Source organism: Nitrospira sp. Kam-Ns4a (assembly GCF_965152595.1).
In genome coordinates this window covers 3,361,724-3,381,247 of the sequence record NZ_OZ224218.1, presented here as the reverse complement: position 1 = coordinate 3,381,247, position 19,524 = coordinate 3,361,724, and the positions used below count along the sequence as shown (strand labels likewise).

The 19,524-nt window shown below is 65.2% G+C and carries 21 protein-coding genes; 20 read left to right on the top strand and 1 reads right to left on the bottom strand.

The genetic code is table 11. The annotated features are described in order from the left end of the window. Positions 1-12 precede the first annotated feature (12 nt). From ACWHYQ_RS16940 to ACWHYQ_RS16865, 16 genes are all read left to right on the top strand, one after another. Positions 13-408 carry a hypothetical protein gene (locus ACWHYQ_RS16940; protein WP_447973283.1) on the top strand — a complete coding sequence of 132 codons (396 nt, stop codon included), beginning with the start codon at positions 13-15 and terminating at the stop codon, positions 406-408. After that, positions 386-514 (top strand): hypothetical protein, encoded by a 129-nt coding sequence (locus tag ACWHYQ_RS16935; RefSeq protein WP_447973282.1) that lies wholly within the window; start codon positions 386-388, stop codon positions 512-514. The genes ACWHYQ_RS16940 and ACWHYQ_RS16935 overlap by 23 nt, the downstream gene beginning before the upstream one ends. A gap of 11 nt (positions 515-525) precedes the next feature. Continuing rightward, a complete protein-coding gene (locus ACWHYQ_RS16930) occupies positions 526-1,038 on the top strand; it encodes a class I SAM-dependent methyltransferase (protein ID WP_447973281.1) in 513 nt (170 codons plus the stop codon). Positions 1,039-1,126: 88 nt separating this feature from the next. Further along, positions 1,127-1,996, top strand: a complete 870-nt coding sequence (locus ACWHYQ_RS16925) for a hypothetical protein (RefSeq protein ID WP_447973280.1) — start codon at positions 1,127-1,129, stop codon at positions 1,994-1,996. A 228-nt stretch (positions 1,997-2,224) separates the two neighbouring features. Next, positions 2,225-2,935, top strand: coding sequence for a hypothetical protein (locus ACWHYQ_RS16920; RefSeq protein ID WP_447973279.1), 711 nt, complete (start codon positions 2,225-2,227; stop codon positions 2,933-2,935). A gap of 100 nt (positions 2,936-3,035) precedes the next feature. Then, a complete protein-coding gene (locus tag ACWHYQ_RS16915) occupies positions 3,036-3,275 on the top strand; it encodes a class I SAM-dependent methyltransferase (RefSeq protein WP_447973278.1) in 240 nt (79 codons plus the stop codon). Between the two features lie 11 nt (positions 3,276-3,286). Then, positions 3,287-4,828: a methyltransferase domain-containing protein gene (locus ACWHYQ_RS16910; RefSeq protein WP_447973277.1), complete on the top strand. Its 1,542-nt coding sequence runs from the start codon at positions 3,287-3,289 to the stop codon at positions 4,826-4,828. A 14-nt stretch (positions 4,829-4,842) separates the two neighbouring features. Beyond that, entirely contained in the window at positions 4,843-5,736 is an 894-nt protein-coding gene (locus ACWHYQ_RS16905) for a glycosyltransferase family 2 protein (protein ID WP_447973276.1), read from the top strand. A 16-nt stretch (positions 5,737-5,752) separates the two neighbouring features. Next, positions 5,753-7,183: an IS1182 family transposase gene (locus ACWHYQ_RS16900; protein ID WP_447973275.1), complete on the top strand. Its 1,431-nt coding sequence runs from the start codon at positions 5,753-5,755 to the stop codon at positions 7,181-7,183. A 176-nt stretch (positions 7,184-7,359) separates the two neighbouring features. After that, positions 7,360-8,265, top strand: a complete 906-nt coding sequence (locus ACWHYQ_RS16895; RefSeq protein WP_447973274.1) for a glycosyltransferase family 2 protein — start codon at positions 7,360-7,362, stop codon at positions 8,263-8,265. 18 nt (positions 8,266-8,283) lie between these two features. Then, complete coding sequence (locus ACWHYQ_RS16890) at positions 8,284-9,318, top strand: class I SAM-dependent methyltransferase (protein ID WP_447973273.1); 1,035 nt, start codon at positions 8,284-8,286, stop codon at positions 9,316-9,318. Positions 9,319-9,350: 32 nt separating this feature from the next. Continuing rightward, positions 9,351-10,865: an alginate O-acetyltransferase AlgX-related protein gene (locus ACWHYQ_RS16885; protein ID WP_447973272.1), complete on the top strand. Its 1,515-nt coding sequence runs from the start codon at positions 9,351-9,353 to the stop codon at positions 10,863-10,865. Further along, the gene (locus tag ACWHYQ_RS16880; protein ID WP_447973271.1) at positions 10,862-11,260 is read left to right on the top strand and encodes an SxtJ family membrane protein; all 399 of its coding nucleotides are present in this window, start codon (positions 10,862-10,864) and stop codon (positions 11,258-11,260) included. The genes ACWHYQ_RS16885 and ACWHYQ_RS16880 overlap by 4 nt, the downstream gene beginning before the upstream one ends. Positions 11,261-11,306: 46 nt before the next feature. Further along, entirely contained in the window at positions 11,307-11,462 is a 156-nt protein-coding gene (locus ACWHYQ_RS16875) for a DUF5989 family protein (protein WP_447973270.1), read from the top strand. A gap of 50 nt (positions 11,463-11,512) precedes the next feature. Further along, positions 11,513-12,553 (top strand): IS630 family transposase, encoded by a 1,041-nt coding sequence (locus ACWHYQ_RS16870; RefSeq protein WP_447972380.1) that lies wholly within the window; start codon positions 11,513-11,515, stop codon positions 12,551-12,553. Between the two features lie 34 nt (positions 12,554-12,587). Continuing rightward, the gene (locus ACWHYQ_RS16865; RefSeq protein ID WP_447973269.1) at positions 12,588-14,438 is read left to right on the top strand and encodes a carbamoyltransferase family protein; all 1,851 of its coding nucleotides are present in this window, start codon (positions 12,588-12,590) and stop codon (positions 14,436-14,438) included. A 58-nt stretch (positions 14,439-14,496) separates the two neighbouring features. Here the strand turns inward: ACWHYQ_RS16865 and ACWHYQ_RS16860 are convergent, their stop codons facing one another. After that, positions 14,497-15,414: a glycosyltransferase family 2 protein gene (locus ACWHYQ_RS16860; protein ID WP_447973268.1), complete on the bottom strand. Its 918-nt coding sequence runs from the start codon at positions 15,412-15,414 to the stop codon at positions 14,497-14,499. 71 nt (positions 15,415-15,485) lie between these two features. Between ACWHYQ_RS16860 and ACWHYQ_RS16855 the strand changes: the two genes are divergently transcribed. From ACWHYQ_RS16855 to ACWHYQ_RS16840, 4 genes are all read left to right on the top strand, one after another. Continuing rightward, positions 15,486-16,241 (top strand): class I SAM-dependent methyltransferase, encoded by a 756-nt coding sequence (locus tag ACWHYQ_RS16855; RefSeq protein ID WP_447973267.1) that lies wholly within the window; start codon positions 15,486-15,488, stop codon positions 16,239-16,241. Between the two features lie 18 nt (positions 16,242-16,259). Then, positions 16,260-17,270 (top strand): lysylphosphatidylglycerol synthase transmembrane domain-containing protein, encoded by a 1,011-nt coding sequence (locus ACWHYQ_RS16850; RefSeq protein WP_447973266.1) that lies wholly within the window; start codon positions 16,260-16,262, stop codon positions 17,268-17,270. A 3-nt stretch (positions 17,271-17,273) separates the two neighbouring features. Continuing rightward, complete coding sequence (locus ACWHYQ_RS16845) at positions 17,274-18,371, top strand: glycosyltransferase family 4 protein (RefSeq protein ID WP_447973265.1); 1,098 nt, start codon at positions 17,274-17,276, stop codon at positions 18,369-18,371. Between the two features lie 113 nt (positions 18,372-18,484). Then, complete coding sequence (locus tag ACWHYQ_RS16840; RefSeq protein ID WP_447973264.1) at positions 18,485-19,486, top strand: UDP-glucuronic acid decarboxylase family protein; 1,002 nt, start codon at positions 18,485-18,487, stop codon at positions 19,484-19,486. Positions 19,487-19,524: the final 38 nt, after the last annotated feature.

The following is a 19,524-nucleotide window of genomic DNA, read 5'->3' as shown; positions in this document are numbered from 1 at the left end:
GGAGGTGCCACCATGAGCCCAAAGAGGATTGGCCTCGGAATCCTGCTTCTGTTTGGGGTGCTCGTGAGCGCGACCCGTGCGTGGAGCGACCCGGTTGAGTTGGGGGCGGAGGTCCTCGAAGGCTCTCAGGCCCTAACCATACCTGGCCTAGGCGCGGCGGCGGTTCGATATGCGATCATCCACCATGCCCGTCAGGAAGACCGGGAGCGTTTGTCCCAATGGCTGCAGGCGCATGAAGCAGCCTCCGTACGGTTTTCGGGCGGTGATGGCGCGTTCCGTCGAGCCCTCCTCCAGCGGCTCAAGCATTGTTTCGGGCGAGGGCTGTTGCTCTATGGCGATCCAGTCTCGCTGCGTGAGAAGGAGATTATTCGGTTGGAGTTGCCGGATGAACAGACACTGGGCCGGTAAGTCCTGGGGACGTCCCAACAATTTCCTGGCCGAGCACCGCGGCCGGCGGGACGAGGCCCGGCGCTGTTACGCCCAGGCGATCCGAAAGGCGCCGTTCCGTCTGTGAGGGTACACGCGGTGGCGGCAGGCGATCACGACGCGAAGCTGATCCTTGACATCGGGTGTGGTAGCTCCAAGCAGCCTGGCACGGTTGGGATTGACCGGCGACGCCTGCCGGGCGTGGATGTGGTCTGCGATTTCGAGCGCGGGCTCCCCTTTCGGCAAAGCAGCGTCGCCGGGGCCTTTTCCATCCACTCGATCGAGCACATGCGCGACCTGATCACGTTCATGGAGGAGCTTTACCGTGTCTGCGCCCCTGGAGCCAAGGTGTACATCCGGACGCCCTATTACACGTCCCGGAAGGCTTTTGTGGATCCTACCCACGTCCGGTTCATGACTGAAGAGAGCTTTGAGTACTTCAAGTCTCCCAACTATTACGGACTGAACACCAACTTCCGCACGGTCTCTATCGAGTACGCTATGCGGAAGCCGTTCAAGTTCTTGCCGCGCTATCTGCAGAAGCGATGCCGGCGGTACCTCTGGAATGTGTGCGACGAGATGACCGTCACGCTGGAAGCGGTCAAGCCATGAGGATCGCCCTCCGACAGGTGCTCGAATGACCCACAGCAGCGAACCTCAGACTCGTGCACGGCCTTCGGTCCCTCCGTGGCTGTTGGTCGTGATCTACCTCTTGTACCTGGGGCTGCCGACGACGGCGAGCGTGCCGCTCTTCGCTGAAATCGACTGGCTGCACGAAGGCGAGCGCATGGGGACGGCTCAGATGGTCCTTAACGGCGGACTGCCCATCCGTGACGTGTACACTGTCCACGGACTCTTCCCGGAAGTCATTCGGCCGCTTTTCGCGTTCTGGCTGTTCGGCGAGTCGCTGGCTTCCGATCGGCTGCTGGGGCTGTTCCTCGAGCCGCTGGCGTACGTCGCGGCGGCGTTCTACATCTGGCAGCTCTTTTCGACGCCGTTCTGGCGTGTGGTGGGGCTGGCAAGCGTGGTCCTGTTCCCCCTGCTGCTCTTACCGAGGCACGTGGCCGTGTTCGTGACCCTGGGGCTGTTGGCGGCGTGGGCCCGGACCGGGAACTCCCGGCTCCTGTTCTGGGCAGGGGTCATTACGGGCCTCGGGTATCTGATCAGCACGATGGACCAGGCCAGTTTCCTGCTAACGGCGGTCCTGACGCTCCCGGTCATGGTTGCGGTGGAGCAGGGTCTGCGGCGGAGAGGCTCGGTGGCTGCAGGAAAGTCCGCCGAGCCGCCGGCACTGGCGCGGTTCTTCACAGTGGCGCCGCCCCTGTACAAGGGTGTGCTGATCGGGATACTCCCGTTCCTTGCTTTCCTGGCGCTGACGGGTAGCATGGCCACATTCGTCCTGGACCTCTTCAGGCGAGGGGAGGCGGAGTTCTTCGCGTTGAGTCATGTCTGGGGGAGCCAGGTCTATCCGGCGGCCAGCATGAGGAATGTGTTCTGGTACGCTATCCCGTTCCTGTATGCCGGTCTGATGATCCAGATCCTCGTCCATGCGGCGCGTGGCGGGGACTAGCGATGGACGGCCATCTGGCCGACCCTGCTCTTCGGGGTGTTTTCCTTCCCCTACGCCCTGCGGGGGGTGAATTACTGGAAATTGGCCGTTGTAGCCTTTCCCTTCATCGTCGGGACGGTCTATGCGCTGGCGGTCCTGACAGAGGGGCGGCAGGAGCCTGCCGGGGCACGGGCCGGGGCACGGAGCGTGCCTGCCGAGTTGCTTGTGGCCTGGTTGACCGGAGTGCTCATGTTAGCGGTGCTGTTCCAGGCATTAACCCGTGAGTGGAAATCGCAGGAGATCGCCCCGCGCGTGGTTTTTCCCGCCTTGACAGGGCTTGTCCTTGGCGCCGCTGCGGCAGGCTGCCGGGCGCGGGTTCGCGGCTCGTGGCTAGCAAAACCCCTGCTGGTTGCCCCTCCCCTGGCTGCCGTGATCGTGGCTGCATGGTTTTTCCACGACGCCAAGCCTCAGTTGGTGACTGCCTTGGTTAAGAAACCCCGTCTCGTCCGGGATATCGGGCAACTTCTGGGCACCTTCGTTTCCACAGACGGGCGGCTGACGCGCGAGCAACCCCTGTATTTGGAAGATGAAGTCGTTTCATACTTGAAGGACAGCCATAGGGCCGGGAAGTGGGTGGTGGTGCTAGGGGCCGGAGCGGGGATCTACTACTTCCTGTCCGGGACGGTGCCGCCCAACCGGTTTCCGGGAATCGAGCTCGCCTTGGCGGATGCCTGGGCTGCGGAGGTCGTGGCCGGATTGCAACGGACCGGGGCGGAGCTGCTCGTCGCATGCCAAGACCGAGGCAGGACGATGACGGGATGGCCGATGAACCCGATCCTCGCGGAATACATAGTGGCGAACTATGTGGACAGCGGACGCTACCTGAAGGCCAAGATGCTCAGTGACGGGTGCTTCTTTTCGGTATGGGTACCCGGCCCCTCTCAGACACGTCGCTTTTGAAGGGACGGCGTGGTATCTTTCCGGTCTGCTAGTGACCAGGAACGTGGACATGGTGTCGGGGGCTTGCGATGGAGAGCGAGCTGGACCAATGAGCGAACGCATGCGTACGGTCACCGCGTGCCGGGTCTGCGGGCGAGAGGACTGGCTGGAGGTTCTCTCGTTCGGGTTGATGCCGCTGGCCAATAACTATCTTGATCCGGCTCCGTCGTATGAAAGGGAGCCGCGCTTTCCCCTGGACGTGATCGTCTGCCGGAACTGCTGGCTCATGAGTCTGCGGCACGTGGTGGATCCGGAATCCTCTACCGGCATTATGTGTACATCTCCTCCGATTCGAAAATGATCGCCAGGCACATGCACCAGCTCGCAGGGCTGTGCGCCCGGCGGTTTGAACTTCCCACCGGTAGTCTGGTCGTGGAGCTCGGGAGCAACATCGGAACGCAGCTTGAGGTGTTCCGGGACGCGGGCATGCGGGTCCTGGGCGTAGATCCGGCGAGGAACCTGGCGGAGATCGCCCACCGCAAGGGGATCGCGACGCTGCCGGAATTCTTTTCCGTGGACCTGGCAGGGCGAATCGAAAGGGACTACGGGCGGCCCCGGCTGATTCTCGGACGGCATGTGTTCGCACACATTGACGATCTCCGCGAGGTTATTGAGGGGGTGCAGGCTCTTCTGGACCGGACCGCTGTCTTCGCCATCGAGGTGCCGTACTTGCTGGACCTGCTCGACGCGAATCAGTTCGACACGATCTACCATGAGCACCTGTCGTATTTCTCCGTCGGGACGCTCGTGCGGCTGTTTGAGCGACATGGCCTCCGCGTGGTGGACGTGGAACGGTTTGCCGTGCACGGCGGCTCGATCCTGGTCTTCGCGGGGCTCCCGGATGGCCAGTGGGCCGTCCGGCCGATCGTGTCGCAGCTCGTGGAGCTGGAGGAGCGGTCCGGCCTGACCGGGGAGCGTCGCTATCGGAGGTTTGCCGAGCGGGTCGAGCAGACCAGGAAAGCGTTGGGGGAATTGGTCCGGCGTCTCGCGGGCGAAGGCAAGCACGTCGCAGGCTACGGGGCGCCCGCCAAGGGTAATACCCTGCTCAACGCCTGCGGGCTGGGACCGAGGGACCTAGTCTTCGTAAGCGATACGACGGAATTCAAGCAGGGAAAGGTCTTGCCGGGCACGCATATCCCCGTCTGCACCCCAACCTTTGCCAAGCAGCATCCGCCGGACTATTATCTGCTTCTGGCCTGGAACTACGCTAGAGAGGTGATCCAAAAGGAGTCGCGGTACCTACGGGAAGGCGGCCGGTTCATCGTGCCGATCCCGGAACCCCTGGTTGTGTCGGCCACCTCCGTAGTGGGCGGGGAGTTCATCGTCCAGTCACGAGAGGGGGGCGTCGGCCAACTCTGGGCCCTCGACAGCAAGGGGATGGTCGAATTCACCGAAGGCGAGATCCAAGGGGTGGTCTTCAAGCCCTTGACGATCCACCGCGATGCGCGCGGCGGGCTAGCCGAACTCTTCCGGTGTGACGAACTGCCCGCCGGGTTGCATCCCAAGATGGCGACCCTCTCCTGGACAGAACCTGGAGCATCACGCGGCCCCCATGAGCACGGTGACCAGTCGAACTTCCTGGTGTTTCCAGGCCCGCAACACTTCATGCTCGCTCTCTGGGACAACCGGCCAGACTCGCCCACCTACCGCCACACGTTGAAGCGGATGGTCGGAGGTGAGCAGCCTGTCGCGGTGCTTGTTCCAGCCGGCGTTGTGCACGCCTACCGGAATCACGGACCGGGTCAGGCTCTTTCGTTGAACTTTCCGAACCGGCTCTTTCGCGGCGAACGCCGGCAGCGGGCTGACGAGGCGATCCGACACGAAGAGGACCGGGCGAGCCCGTTCAGGATGTAAGTTTTTTGGGGCGTATGCCGAAGGTCAGCGTCGTCATTCCGGTCTACAACGGGGAGCGGTACCTGCGCTCGGCGCTCGACAGCGTGTTCGCACAGACGTTCCAGGACTTCGAGGTCATCTGTGTGGATGACGGTTCGACGGACGGGTCCCACAAGCTACTGGAGGAATACGGCGCACGCGTGCAGATCCTGATGCAGAGGAATGCGGGCGTCTGCGCCTCTCGCAATGTAGGCGTGCAGCGCGCCGCCGCCCCCTACGTGGCCTTCCTCGATCAGGACGATCTCTGGTACTCGCACAAGCTGGAGCAGCAGGTGGCGGTGCTGGACGCGTGTCCGGAGGTGGTGCTGGTCCTCTGCGAGTCGGATCGCATGGATGCCGAAGGGCGTCTCATCCAGGTCCGGGCGACAGCGGCCGAGCGCGCCAGGCTCGCCGATTCGCCCCTGGGCCGTCTGATGGAAACGGACCAGCTCCTGCCCTCGGCGATCATGGTGCGCCGAGACGCGTTCATCCGGGCCGGCATGTTCGATCCGCACCTGCACGGGTTCGAGGATTTCGACCTATGCGCCAGGCTGAAGCGGGAGGGCGCGTTTGCCTTCCTGGAGCAGTCGGGAATGTGCTATCGCGTCCATCCGACCAGCTTCAGCCGGTCGGGGGGCGAGCGGCTCCAGCGCAGCCGTGAGCGGTTTCTGCTGCGGATGCGGGAGCTGTATGCGGGAGACCGGGCCAAGCAGGCGCTGATCCGGACGTTGTTCGCGGAGTGCTATTCGGACTGGGGTATCAGCAAGGTCCGATCCGGAGAGGTGCGCGAAGGCCGCCGGTATCTGTGGCGTTCGCTCCAGTATGGAGCCTGTTGCACAAACCCCTTGACACCTAGGCAATTCTATGTATACTCTCTTCCCTCGTCATGACCGAAGGGAGGGTGCCATGGGCTATAACTTTCTGCCATGTGATCGTGAGCAACTGTTTCTGATGCCGCCGGCGTTGCAGGATTGGCTGCCGGAGGGCGATCTGGCCTGGTTCATCCTGGATGCGGTGGCCCAGATGGATCTGAGGAAGATCGAGCGGGCGTACCGAGCCGATGGCTGGGGCCAAGCGGCCTACGAGCCGGCCATGATGGTGGCGCTGCTGCTGTATGCCTACTGTCTGGGCGAGCGCTCCAGCCGCCGGATCGAACGGCTGTGCGAGCGGGATGTGGCCTTTCGGGTGCTCGCGGCCAATCAGCGGCCCGATCACACCACGATCGCCCGATTCCGGCAGACCCATGAGGCCGCGTTGGCCGCCCTGTTTACGCAGGTGCTGACGCTGTGTGCGGCGGCGGGGTTGGTGAAGGTCGGGGTGGTGGCCCTGGATGGCACGAAGATCAAGGCCGACGCGGCGCTGGCAGCGAATCGGACCGCCGAGACGATTGCGGCGGAGGTGACGCGGATGCTGACCGAGGCTCAGGCCACCGATGCCGCCGAGGATCGGCTGTACGGACCGGAGCAGCGGGGCGACGAACTGCCGGAGGCGTTGCGGGATCGGCGGAGCCGACTGGCCCGGTTGCAGGCGTGCCAGGCACGGTTGACGCAAGCGGCGGCCGAGGCGACCGCCCAGCAGCAGGCCAAGCTTGAGGCCCGCCAGGCCGAGGAAGCCGCCACCGGGCAGAAGAAGCGGGGCCGCAAGCCGAAGGCGGCCGAAGCGGCAGCGGATGCCACGGCCAAGGCGAACGTGACGGACCCAGAGAGCCGCATCATGAAGACACCGGCCGGGTACGTGCAAGGCTACAATGCCCAAGCGGTCGTGACGGAGGCCCAGATCATCGTCGCGGCCGCCGTCACGCAGGAGGCGAACGATATCCGCCAACTGCATCCGATGCTGACCGAGGCGCAGGAAAATCTGCAGGCCATCGAGCACCCGCAGCCCCTCGGGACCGCCCTGGCGGATGCCGGCTATTGCAGCGAGGCCAACCTGACGGAGGCCGATCCCGCCGGACCTGAGTTGCTGATCGCGCCGAACCAAGATTGGAAACAGCGCCAGGCGCTGCGGGAGCAGCCACCGCCACGCGGCCGCTGTCCGAAGGGGCTGACAGCCCGCGACCGCATGGAGCGCACACTGCTGACGAAGCGCGGACGCCGTCTGTACACGAAGCGCGGCCAGACGGTGGAGCCGGTATTCGGCCAGATCAAGAGCACCCGTGGCTGTGATCGCTTCATGCGCCGGGGCCGCCAAGCCTGTGACGGCGAATGGAAACTGCTCTGCGCGACGCATAATTTGTTGAAGCTCTGGCGGAGCGGGAAGGCGGCCTGGACCGGTCGGCGCAGAGGCAGCGAGCCGCGACGGCTTGGCCGGGGAAGTGGAAAGAAGACGAGGGGATGACCCTTTCGACGGCCACGCTCCCTCGCGGGCTCGGCAGCGAGTGGCCCAGATGGGAGCACAATACAATTTCTGGTGACCAAAGGGTTCAATCATGGGTTTGAGCAACAGGCTCTATGACCCGTATAAATTCCGAACCTATTCTAGGCTCTTCCGGTCGGTTCTCATGGGACGGCTGCATGGTCGCTGATGCTGTTCCAGGGAGCCGCGTCACGGTCAGTGTTGTGATCCCCGTCTATAACGCGGCCGATGTCGTCGCCGAGACGATCGAGAGCGCCCTGGCGCAGACCTGGACGGACCGCGAGATCCTGGTCATTGATGACGGCTCCACGGACGGCTCGGCTGAGGTCATCAGGACCTACGGGGACCGGGTGCGCTACCATGCCTTCGAGAACGGCGGAGTCGCGAAGGCCAGGAACCGCGGGATCGCGCTCGCTCGCGGGCGCTATATCGCCCTCCTCGACCATGACGATCTCTGGGCGCCCACCAAGCTCGCCAAGCAGGTGGCGGTGCTGGATGCCCGCCCGGAGGTCGGGCTGGTGACCACCGGGATCGCGCATTTGGATCGGGACGGTCGGCCCAGCCGTGACTTTCCGACGGGCCCGTCCAGCCGGTTCTATCAATTGTTCGTCAAGGGCTACGGGCCGACCCCGTCCGCCGCGATGATCCGGCGGACGGTCATCGAGCGGGCCGGCGGGTTCGACGAGCGGTTCGGCTCGGCGGGCTTGGACGACCATGAGTTTTGGCCGCGAATCGCGCAGCACTGCGAGATCGCGCTCATTGATGAGCCGCTGACCTTTCATCGCCACCGAGTCGTCAAGCCGCCCCAGGTGGAATTGGAACATCGGGCGCTCTTGAACGAGATCCTCTTGCAGCGGTTCGGGCACGAGCCCGACAAGCGGCGCTATTTGATGGAGGAACGGGCCGCCTACCTCGCCGATCTGGGAAAGTGGCGGATCCAGCAGGGGGATCTCGAAGGTGGGCGGACCTGCCTGAAAGAGGCGCTCGGCGTGAGTTTCCGGGAAGGTCTGCGCTGGAAGACGGTCTGGCGGGCAGTCAGCCGCCTTCTGCGGTCCTATCGTTGATTGCATCTGGGGAAAACGGTGGAGCAGGTCGGGTGCACCCTCTGCGGATCGAAGGAGGCGACGGTCGTCGTTCGGCAGCGTGACCTGCTACACCGCGTCACGGACGAGGAGTTCACCGTCGTGCGGTGCGACGGCTGCGCGTTCCTGTATTTGAGCCCGCGGCCCACGGAGGAGGAAATCGGCCGGTTCTATCCGGCGGGCTACTTTGGACCGCCGTCGCCGCCTCGACCCGTGAGCCGGATCAAGCGGTGGATCATGGAGGACTTCTATGGCTATCCGGCATCTGGCCGAGCGCCGGTGTTCCAACGGTTGCGGCGATGGCTGCTGTGGCCGGAGGCAGTGCGCCGCGCCGCGACCGGGCGAACCATCCTTCCCTGGATTGGACGGGGCCGCCTGTTGGATGTCGGCTGCGGCCACGGGGTCAGCGCCGCCATGTTGCTCCGGCAGGGATGGGATGTGCAGGGCGTGGATTTTAGTGAAGCGTCCGTTGCTCAGGCCAGGACATTGTTGGGGGACTGGGTCCTGGTCGGGGATTTGGAAAGCGTGCGCTATCCGGATCGCGCGTTCGACGTCGTGCTCATGAGCCATTCGCTGGAGCACATGTATCACCTCGACCGGGTGCTGGGCGAGGTGCACCGAATTCTGGATGACCGGGGGCTGCTCGTGGTCGCGGTGCCGAATGCCGGCGGGTGGGAGGCGCGGCTGTTCGGGCGCTGGTGGGTCCCGTGGGATCCGCCCCGACACCTCTACCACTTTACGAAGGTCACGTTGGTCAGGCTCCTCACTCGGACCGGCTTCCGAATCGTGAAGGTCCGGACCGGGGTCACGGCGGTGCATTTCATGTCCAGCCTGGAGCGGGCCTGGACAAGCGGCAAGGGGGGACCCCTGCCGGCAAGGCGATGGGTAGAGCGACTCCTCGCACGACCCTTCTGTCTGGTGGCCGGCCACCTCGGAGCCGGGACCGAGCTCATTGTCCACGCGGTCAAGGCTCAACATGTCGAGCCAGGCCACGGTGGCGCAATCGGGCTCGATACAAGGGAGTCTCGTGCCTGACGAAAGAAGCGTGCCCGTTGAAGCGGGAGTGGATGCGACGGCCAGGCTGGAGCTGGGTCCTGCTGTGCCTGGTTGCTGCCGTAGGCGTCCTCGCTGCGGTATGGACCATCGGAGAGATCGGACTGTACTTGCAGGCGCGCGCGACCAGCAAACTGTCCAACGCGCCGCGGGCGACGGCCTTGCTGTTAGCCCTGCCAGTCCTGGCCGCCCTGACTGTTGCACTGGCTAGCGGTGGTCGACCAATGGTCCGTCATCTCCTGGCTCTGTGGTCTCTTGTGGTCTGGTATACCCTGCTGCTCCATTATCCGATCCCGCCACTCGCCCACCACATGGACAAGTTCTTGATCGGGTGCACGGTCGTGCTCCTGTGGAGCCTGTGGTTCACGATCGGCCCGACGAACTTGGAGCGGGTCCTGAATCTGCGACCGGCTACCTGGCTCCGGCTCGTCCTGGTGAATGGGCTGGTCTTTGTCGGTACTGGCGAGGTGGTGTGCAGACTGGCGGATCCGGTCTTCGCGCGGAGCGGGCTGTTCGGCGACAAGCAGACGCCCGCCAACCTCAAGCCGCATGTGCCGGTCCACGGGTCGATCGGGTTTACAAATTCGCAAGGGTTCAAAGACCGAGAAAGGACCTTTGAGCGCACCGGACATCCGCGCCTAGTCGCCCTGGGAGACTCGTTCACCTGGGGGGCGGGCGTGAGCTACGACGAAACCTTCGTGACGATCCTGGAGCGGGATCTGCAACGGCTAGCGCCAGGCCTGGAGATCATCAATTTGGGGGTTGGCGCCTGGGGGCCTCATGAAGAATTTCATCTGCTCAAGCACGACGGGATCCGGTTCCAGCCGGATGTGGTCCTGCTGAATTTCTACGCCGGCAACGACAGCAACCTGTCAACCATCCTGATCGTCGCCGGACAGAGTTATTACGTGCACAGCAACGGCAATTGGGTGCATGATCGGCTTGGCCTGGACCGCTGGTTTCTGTACCACGACTTGAACTACCTGTGGCGGGTCGGCACGGGTAGAGTTCTTAAAGCGGTCGAAGATGGTGGCAGCGCAGACCGAGGCCCCGGTCTCGCTCCCCGATCGTTTTACCTGAAGGGCATCTATGAACGCAGCGACATCTACCTTGCTGCCAGCAATGACTATTTCCAGCAGCACTGGGCTCGTACCCGGGCGATCCTTCTGGCCATGAACGAGTTTCTGCGGGCGCGAAATATCCGGCTAGTCATCATCCTGATTCCGGACCACGTCCAGATTGACCTGCAGCTTCAAAACGAGTACCTTGCAGCCTTCAGACAGTCTCGCGAGCAGTATAACTTCGAGAAGCCGCAGCAACTGCTCACGGCCTGGGGGCGCGAGCACGGAGTACCAGTCCTCGATCTCTTGCCAGCGTTTAAGGCGGTGGGAAGTCCAGAATCCTTGTACTTCCAGAACGACATCCACTGGAACGCCGCGGGTCATGCGTTGGCGGCGCAGGCGATTCGTCCGGTTCTGGAGGAAGTCGTCTCCAGCCTGCTTATGGTCCCACGGGGAGGGCGCCGGTGAGGCCCCAACACAGTCGGCCGGTGCATCGCTCCTTCGGCCTGGTCCTGGCCGTGGGCTTCGCGATCCTCACCGGGCTTCGCTACCTGCTCGCCGGGACGATCGCCTGGTGGCTGCTCGGGCTCGCCCTGGGCTTCCTGGGGGCGGGGCTGCTTGCGCCGGCTTGGCTGGAGCCGCTCCGCAAGGCCTGGCTGAAGCTGGCCGACCTGCTGGGCGCCGTCAATTCCCGGATCCTGCTGACGGTCCTGTTCGCGTGCCTCATCACGCCAATGGCGTTCCTGCTCAGACTCCTGGGGAAGCGTCCGATCGAGTTGGGGTGGGACCCGGCCGCCCGGTCCTACTGGCGCCTGCGGCGCGCCGACGAGTTCACCGCGGAGCGGATGGAGCGGCAGTTCTGAAAAGCGGGGCTGGGTGAGGCGTGATGGGAGGACGAGGAGGGAAAACATGGGGGCGTTTTTGAGCGAGCTGTGGGCGTTCATGCGGGAGCGAAAGAAGTTCTGGCTGCTCCCGATCATCCTCGTCCTGTTGATGTTCGGTGCGCTGCTGGTGTTGACGGAAGGCTCGGCGGTGGCGCCGTTCATCTATACGTTGTTTTATTAATCGGAGCATGAAATACTTGACATTTGACGGGCGATGGTTATCACGTGGCCATGCGTGCTCGAACCCGGGATGCGCGGCACCTGTCGCCCGAAGCTCAAGAAGTCTTGCGCGAGAAGGCCGTGGCCGCTGTCAAGCAGCAGGGGCGCTCCAAGGCCGAAGTCTGTCGGCTCTTGGGCATCAGTCGGCAAGCCCTGTACACCTGGTTGAAGCGCCATGCGCGGGGGGGCCGGCACCCGCTGAAAGCGCGACCCCGGGGCCGACCGCGCGGCGGCCAGCTCAAGGGCTGGCAAGCGGCCCAGGTCGTCCGCACCTTGACCCACTGCTGTCCGGAGCAGATGCACTTGCCGTTCTACTTGTGGACCCGCGAAGCGGTCGGCGAGCTGATCGCGCGCCGGTACGGGCTTCGGCTGTCGGTCTGGACCGTCGGTCGCTACCTGCGGGCCTGGGGCTTCACCCCGCAGAAGCCGCTGCGACGGGCCTACGAGCGGGACCCGAAGGCGGTGCGACGCTGGCTGGAGGTCGAGTACCCCCGAATTCGGGCAGCGGCCAAGCGCGCGGGGGCCCAGATCTACTGGGGTGATGAGATGGGGCTGCGCTCGGATCATCAGGCGGGGACCAGTTGGGGCAAGCGCGGCCAGACCCCGGTGATCCGTGGCCCCGGTCGGCGCTTTCGCTGCAACATGATCTCGGCCATCACCAATCGCGGCCGGTTGTACTTTATGGTGTTCCGGCATCGCTTCACCGCACGAGTCTTCCTCCGATTCTGCCACCGCTTGCTCCGGCACGTGAGGCATCCGGTCTTTCTGATTGTGGATGGGCATCCCGTGCATACCGCGGCTGTCACCCAGCGGTGGCTCCACCGTCACCGCGATCGGCTGCGTCTGTTCTTCCTGCCACCCTACAGCCCGGAACTGAATCCCGACGAATATCTGAACCAAGACGTCAAGACCAACGCGCTGGGCCGTCGGCCGCCCCAGGACGCAGATGAGCTGGCGGTCAACGTCCGTCGCTATCTTCGCAGCACCCAGCGCATGCCGGCCGTGGTGCAATCCTTCTTCCATCACCCTGCGGTCCGCTATGCGGCTGAGTGAAAGGCGTCAAGTATTTTGCGCTCCCGGTAATAGCATGCGCGTTCTGGGCATCTCCGCGTTCTATCATGACTCCGCCGCCGCGCTGGTCGTGGGCGGCCGCCTCGTGGCCGCGGCCCAGGAAGAGCGGTTCACCAGAAAGAAGCACGACGCCCGGTTTCCGCGCCACGCAGTGGCCTACTGCCTCCGGGAGGCGGGGATCGGGCTGGCGGACCTGGACCGGGTCGCCTTCTACGACAAGCCGCTGCTCAAGTTCGAGCGGCTGCTGGAGACCTATCTCACGTTCGCGCCCCGGGGCTGGCGCTCGTTCGTGTCGGCGATGCCGGTGTGGCTGAAGGAGAAGCTGTTCCTCGAACGGCTGCTCCGGCGCGAGCTGCACGCCGTGGCCGATCTCGTCGGTTGTCGGCCGTGGACCGGCCCGATCCTCTATCCCGAGCACCATTTCTCCCACGCCGCCTCGGCCTTCTATCCGTCCCCCTTTCGCGAAGCCGCGGTGCTCACGATGGACGGGGTGGGCGAGTGGGCGACCACGAGCTTCGGCTGGGGGCACGATGCGGCCCTCACGCTCCAGGCGGAGATCACCTTCCCGCACTCGCTCGGGCTCCTGTATTTAGCCTTTACGTACTACACCGGGTTTAAGGTCAACTCGGGCGAATACAAGGTCATGGGCCTCGCCCCGTACGGGGAACCCAAGTATGTGGATCTGATCCTGAGCCACCTCATTGATCTGAAAGATGACGGGTCCTTCCGCCTGAACCTGGAGTACTTCGACTACTGTACGGGCCTCCGGATGACCAACGAGCGCTTCCACCGGCTCTTTGGCGGCGAGCCGCGCCAGCCGGAGTCGCCGCTCACCCAGCGCGAGATGGATCTGGCCCGCTCGATCCAGGAGGTCACGGAACTGGTGGTGCTGCGGATTGCCCGGTACGTGCGACGGGAGACTGGGATGCGGCATCTCTGTCTGGCGGGCGGTGTGGCGCTCAACTGCGTGGCCAACGGCCGGCTCCTGCGCGAGCGGGTCTTCGATCGGCTCTGGATCCAGCCGGCGGCCGGCGACGCGGGCGGCGCCGTCGGGGCGGCGATGGCCGCCTACTACTGCCACGGCGGGGCGGAACGGCGCGTGGATGCAGAGGAGCCGGACGGGATGGCCGGCTCCTACCTGGGGCCGGCCTATACACAGGCTGAGATTGACCGTTGGCTGGCGGACAGGGGGCTGCCCTATGAGCGGCTCTCCGACGAAGAATTGGTCGAGACGGTCGCCGACCTGCTGGCCAGCGAGGCGGTGGTCGGCTGGGTCCAGGGCCGGATGGAGTTCGGCCCCCGGGCGCTCGGCAACCGCTCGATCCTCGGGGATGCGCGTTCGCCGCGGATGCAGTCCGTCATGAACCTCAAGATCAAGTTCCGGGAGTCGTTTCGTCCCTTCGCCCCAGCGGTCCTTGAGGAGCGCGTCGCCGACTATTTCGAGCTGAACGAGCCCTCTCCTTACATGCTCCTGGTCGCCCCGGTGCGCGAGGAACGTCGGGTCCCTCTGACTGGGGAGGACCAACGGCTGTTCGGGATCGAGCGGCTCAACCGGCCCCGCGCCGACATCCCCGCGGTCACGCACCTGGACTATTCGGCCCGCATCCAGACGGTATCCCGCAAGACCAACCCCCGCTTCCACGCGCTCCTCAAGGCGTTTGAAGCGAGGACCGGCTGCGGGGTGCTCGTCAACACCTCGTTCAACGTGCGCGGGGAGCCGATCGTCTGCACGCCCGAGGACGCCTACCGGTGCTTCATGCGGACCGAAATGGATGCACTCGTGCTGGGCAACTGTCTCCTCCGCAAGCCCGCGCAGCCCGCGCTGCAATCGGACAGCGACTGGCGCACGGAGTTCCAGCTTGACTGATGGGACAGGGGCTGTGCACCTGGCTGGTTCAGGGAGACCCGAGAGGGGGACTGTCTGATTACAACCGGTGCTCGCTCGCGGCCGGCTGGCTCGGGCGAGCCAGGGGGAGGTAGGCGCGGACCAGTCGCAGGAGGGCCTTGCGGTTGAGCGGCTCGCGGCGGACGGCCTCCCAGAAGGCCTGGCGGGCCTCGGCGAGGCGACCTTCAGCCAGCCGGAGCTTGCCGAGGTCGCCGTAGTAGCAGGCCCAGTCCCGCGCGAGTGCACGGGCCTCGGGGGTGCCGGGGCGGCAGGCGGGCGTATGCTTGTCGAGGAAGCGGCGCCGGGCGAGGAGCGCCCGCTCGGACGAAATGTCCCGAGAGGCGTTGCGGGCGTACAGGCGGTGGCGATACAGCGGCTGCGGGTGGTGCAGGAACGGGGAGTGGGCGTACAGCCGGATGGCCAGGTCAATGTCCTCCCAAATCGTCAACTGGTCATCGTAGCCGCCGACGGCGTCGAAGCAGCTCTTGCGGAACAGGGTGCCTGAGGTGGCGACGTCGTGTCCACCGCGCAGCATCTGCGTAATGCTGTCGGTGTGCTTTATCGCGGCGTCGTACTCCAGAACTTCGTTCCGCTCGTTCACCTGGTAGCCGTCGCAGTGGACCAAGGCGGCCTCGGGGGTCGCCCTCAGGAGGGGGACGGTGCGCTCGAGGAACGCCGGCTCCCAAAGGTCGTCCTGGTCGAGGAAGGCCAGGTACTCGCCCCGAGCCAGCCTGGCCCCATCGTTGCGGGCCGCCGCCTGTCCGCCGTTCACGGCGCGCCGGAAATAGCGGGCCTGCGGGTACCGCAAGACGAGCCGAGCCGTGTCGTCGGTGGAGGCGTCGTCCACGACGATCAGCTCGAGGTCGCGAAAGGTCTGGGCGAGCACGCTGCGGATCGCCTGCTCGAGGTATCGTGCCACGCCGTTGTAGGCCGGAATGATTGCGCTGACCGTCGTCATCGGGTTCGGCTTGCAGCGGAGCCGTGTCCGAGGCCCATCATACCAGACCCCGTGAGCTGGTGGGAGGACCCATGCAGTTCGACCAGGTCGACCCGGCCCACCGTGGGCCGAACACGGTCCATCTGACGCGTGTCCAGGTTGCCCGGCTCATCCGCGAGACCGGGTGCCGCCGCGTCCTGGACTTGCCCTGCGGGACGGGGGAGCTGACCCATTTCCTGCTGGAGAGCGGCATCGAGGTGGTGTCCGCGGATATTAATCCGGAAGGATTTGTCATTCCTGGCCGGCCCTGCGTCCCCGCGAACCTCAACGAGGTACTGCCGTTCGATGACGGTGAGTTCGACGGGTTCGCCTGCCTCGAAGGCATCGAGCACATCGAGAACCCCCACCTGCTGGCCCGGGAGGCCAATCGCGTCCTGAAGCTGGGCGGAAAGATTTTCATCAGCACGCCCAATGTCCTCTCGATCCGGTCCCGGCTGAGTTACCTCCTCCGAGGGTACCCCGACCAGTTCCATTACATGATCGAGGTGGACAAGGACACGGGCGTCGAGCAGCCGGTCGCCCACATCAACCCGATCGGGTACCTGGAGTTGCGCTATACGTTGAGCCGGTGGGGGTTCCGCGTGGACGCGGTCGAAACGAACCGCTACCTGAAACGGGGCTCGCTCCTCTACCGGCTAATTCGCGCGATCCTCATGACGAGGGGCAAGCGGGCGGCGGCCGCCAGCCCGCATAGGGCCGAAGTCCGGCGTGTGCTCCTCTCGGACGCGGTGCTGTTCGGCGAGGGCCTGATCGTCGGAGCGACCAAGGTCATGGAGTACCAGAAATGAGAGCGGGGAGCGAACGCCGTGCGTAGCCGCGCCGTAGCGGGGCTTCTATTAGGCAGCATCATCAGCGCGGTGCTCCTCTGGTATGCGTTCAAAGGGGTAGATCTGCGTGGGCTGATGCAGGAGATAGGCCAGGTCCATCTGGCCTGGGTCGGGCTCAGCGTGGTTGCCGGGGTGATGAGCCTCGTCATCCGGGGCATTCGGTGGCGGTATCTCCTCGACAATGGAGGCGCCGTCGCTCTCCGGTCCCTCGTGTCCGCCACCTTCATCGGGATTATGGCCAACAACGTGCTGCCGGCCCGGTTGGGGGAGATCGTGCGGGCCTGGATCTTTGCACGGAACGAAGCCAGGCCGATTCCGGTCGTGTTCGCTAGCATCGTGCTGGAGCGGATTCTGGATGTGATCGCCTTGGTGGCCGTCCTCGGGCTGGCTTTGCTGCTCTCGCCGCCGTTGGCCGGCCCGGGCAGCGCGGTCTTCCGGCAGGTCGGGCTGGCGGGGCTGCTCCTCAGCATCGGCTTCGTGGCGGGATTGCTGTTGATCGGACGGTTCCAGGGGGTGATTCACGAGAAAGCGGAACGCCTCGCTGCCGGAGACGGTCCTGCCTGGAGGCGACGCGGGCTCGACCTGTTTCGCCGGTTTATTGAAGGCCTGTGCGCGCTGCGTGGGCGCCAGACGTGGCACGCGATCTGGCTCTCTCTGCTCGTCTGGGGCGTCGGGATCGTGTCCTTCCACGTCTTGGCTGAGGGATTTCACCTTGGCCTGACGATCGTGCAGTCCTCGCTGGTGTTCGTAGTGGTCCTGCTGGGCATCGCGATTCCGTCGGCGCCGGGGTTCGTGGGGACGTTCCATGGATTCTGTGTGGCGGGGCTCACGCTGGTGGCGGGCACTGATCCCACACAGGCGGCGGCCTATGCCACGCTGTTGCACGGGAGCCAGTGGCTCGCGATCAACACGATAGGGGCCGGCTGCCTCCTCCTGGACCGAGCCGTGACCTGGTCGGAGCTGCGCGGGTTCGCCCGCGCGCGGAGCTGAGGATTGCGCATCGTCATTGCCGCCTGGCACCTGAGCCATTTCAACGTCGGTCTCGGCCGCTATGCGCGCGGGCTGATCGAGGCGCTGGGCAGGGTGGATTTGCACAACCACTATGAGATCCTCGCGCCGGTCTCGGCGGGCGGCTTCTCCCCACGGCCGAACGTGCGCCATCGGCTGATCCGCTTTCCGATCTTCAAGCGGCGGGTCTGGGAGCAGGTCGCGCCGCTGCTGGTCGGCCCCCACGATATTTTGCATTTCCCTTATGACTCGGCGGTGGCGTGGAAGCGGGGCAAGTTCGTCGTCACCGTCCACGACGTCAAGCCGCTGCTCTTCGGCGAGCTGAGCCGGAGCCGAAGCCTGGGGGGCCTCGTCGAGCGGTGGCTCGTGGGTGACCGCTGGGCGCAGATGGACCATATCCTGACGGACTCCGCTTGCTCCAAACAGGACCTCATGGAACGGGTGGGCCTTCCGGGAGATCGGATCACCGTCGTGTACCCGGGGGTGGACCTTGAGCGCTTTCGGCCCGTCTCACCACAAACCTCCCCCTCAGCCTCGCGGCCCTATGTCCTCTGCGTGGCTGGAGCCGATCCGACCAAGAACGTGGAAATGTTGATCGAGGCCTTCGCTCGGCTCCCCAAGGGTCTCCGGGACCTGCACGATCTGGTGCTCACCGGGGACTTCCGGCGCCGGCCGGATGTGCGCGAACGGGTGAGTCGGGCCGGCATCGCGGGGCAGACCCGGTTGACCGGCGTGGTCAGTGAGCCCCGTCTGATCGAGCTGTACCAGCGCGCGACTGTCTTTGTGTTCCCCTCTCGGTATGAGGGCTTCGGGTTCCCCGTGCTGGAGGCGATGGCGTGCGGGTGTCCGGTCATTAGCTCCAACGCCTCCTCGCTGCCGGAGGTCGCCGGGGACGCCGCGCTGCTGGTGGATCCCTCGGATACGGAGGGATTCGCCAAGGCGATCGAGCGGGTCTTGTCGGATCCAGCCTTGCGGCGGGATTTGCGGGAGCGAGGGCTAGGCCGCGCCGCGCAGTTTACTTGGGACCGGACCGCGCGCGAGACGGTGGCGGTGTACCGGCGTGTGATCGAGGAACGCGGGTGACGGCGCCGTCCGCGGCACATTACGCTTGCGTCCCGGCGGAGTCTTCGCGTATCTTCTGCATTCCGGGCGGCGGGTTGCTCCGCCGCCGGATGTGACGTGTCAGGCGGGTGTGGATGCGCATCCTCATTACCGGCGGGGCGGGGTTTCTGGGGAGCCACCTCTGCGACCTCCTGGTTGGGCAGGGGCACGAGGTGGTCTGCATGGACAACCTCAGCACCGGCCGCGTCGAGAACGTCGCCCATCTCCTGGGGCACGCCCGCTTCAGCTTCGTGAAGTACAACGTGTGCGACTACCTGCACGTCGAGGGCCCGCTCGACGCCGTGCTGCATTTCGCGTCCCCTGCCAGCCCCCAGGACTACCTGGAGATGCCCATCGCGACGCTCAAGGTCGGCGCGCTCGGTACGCACAAGGCGCTGGGCTTGGCCAAGGCCAAGGGGGCGCGGTTTCTCCTGGCCAGCACATCGGAGGTGTACGGCGACCCGCTGGTGAACCCGCAACCGGAGTCCTACTGGGGCAACGTGAATCCGATCAGCCCGCGCGGAGTCTACGACGAGGCCAAGCGATTTGCCGAAGCCATGACCATGGCCTACCACCGGTATCATGGGCTGGACACGCGGATCGCGCGGATCTTCAACACCTATGGCCCCCGCATGCGGCCGAACGACGGCCGGGTCGTCTCGAACTTCATCGTCCAAGCGCTGGAGGGCAAGCCGCTCACGGTCTTCGGGGACGGCACCCAAACGCGGAGCTTCTGCTACGTGGATGACCTGGTCCGCGGGGTCATCGCCCTGCTGATGATCGAGTCGGACCGGCCGGTCGAGGAGCGGACGGACCGCGGGTTCCTGACGGCCCGGTCGGGCCCGGCGCGCGAGAGCGTGCACGAGCCGGTCAATCTCGGGAATCCCCGCGAGTTGACGGTCCGGGAGATCGCGAGGCTCATCCTGAAGCTGACGGGAAGCCGCAGCGAGCTGCAGCATCTGCCGCTGCCGGTGGATGACCCCCAGGTGCGCCGGCCGGACATCCGCAAGGCCAGGGCCTTGCTCAGGTGGGAACCGGCGGTGACGCTGGAGGACGGCCTCGTCAAGACGATTGAGTACTTTCGTCAGGCTCTCTGATCCCATGAACCTCTCGCTGAGAGTGCGTCGCCGAGGGC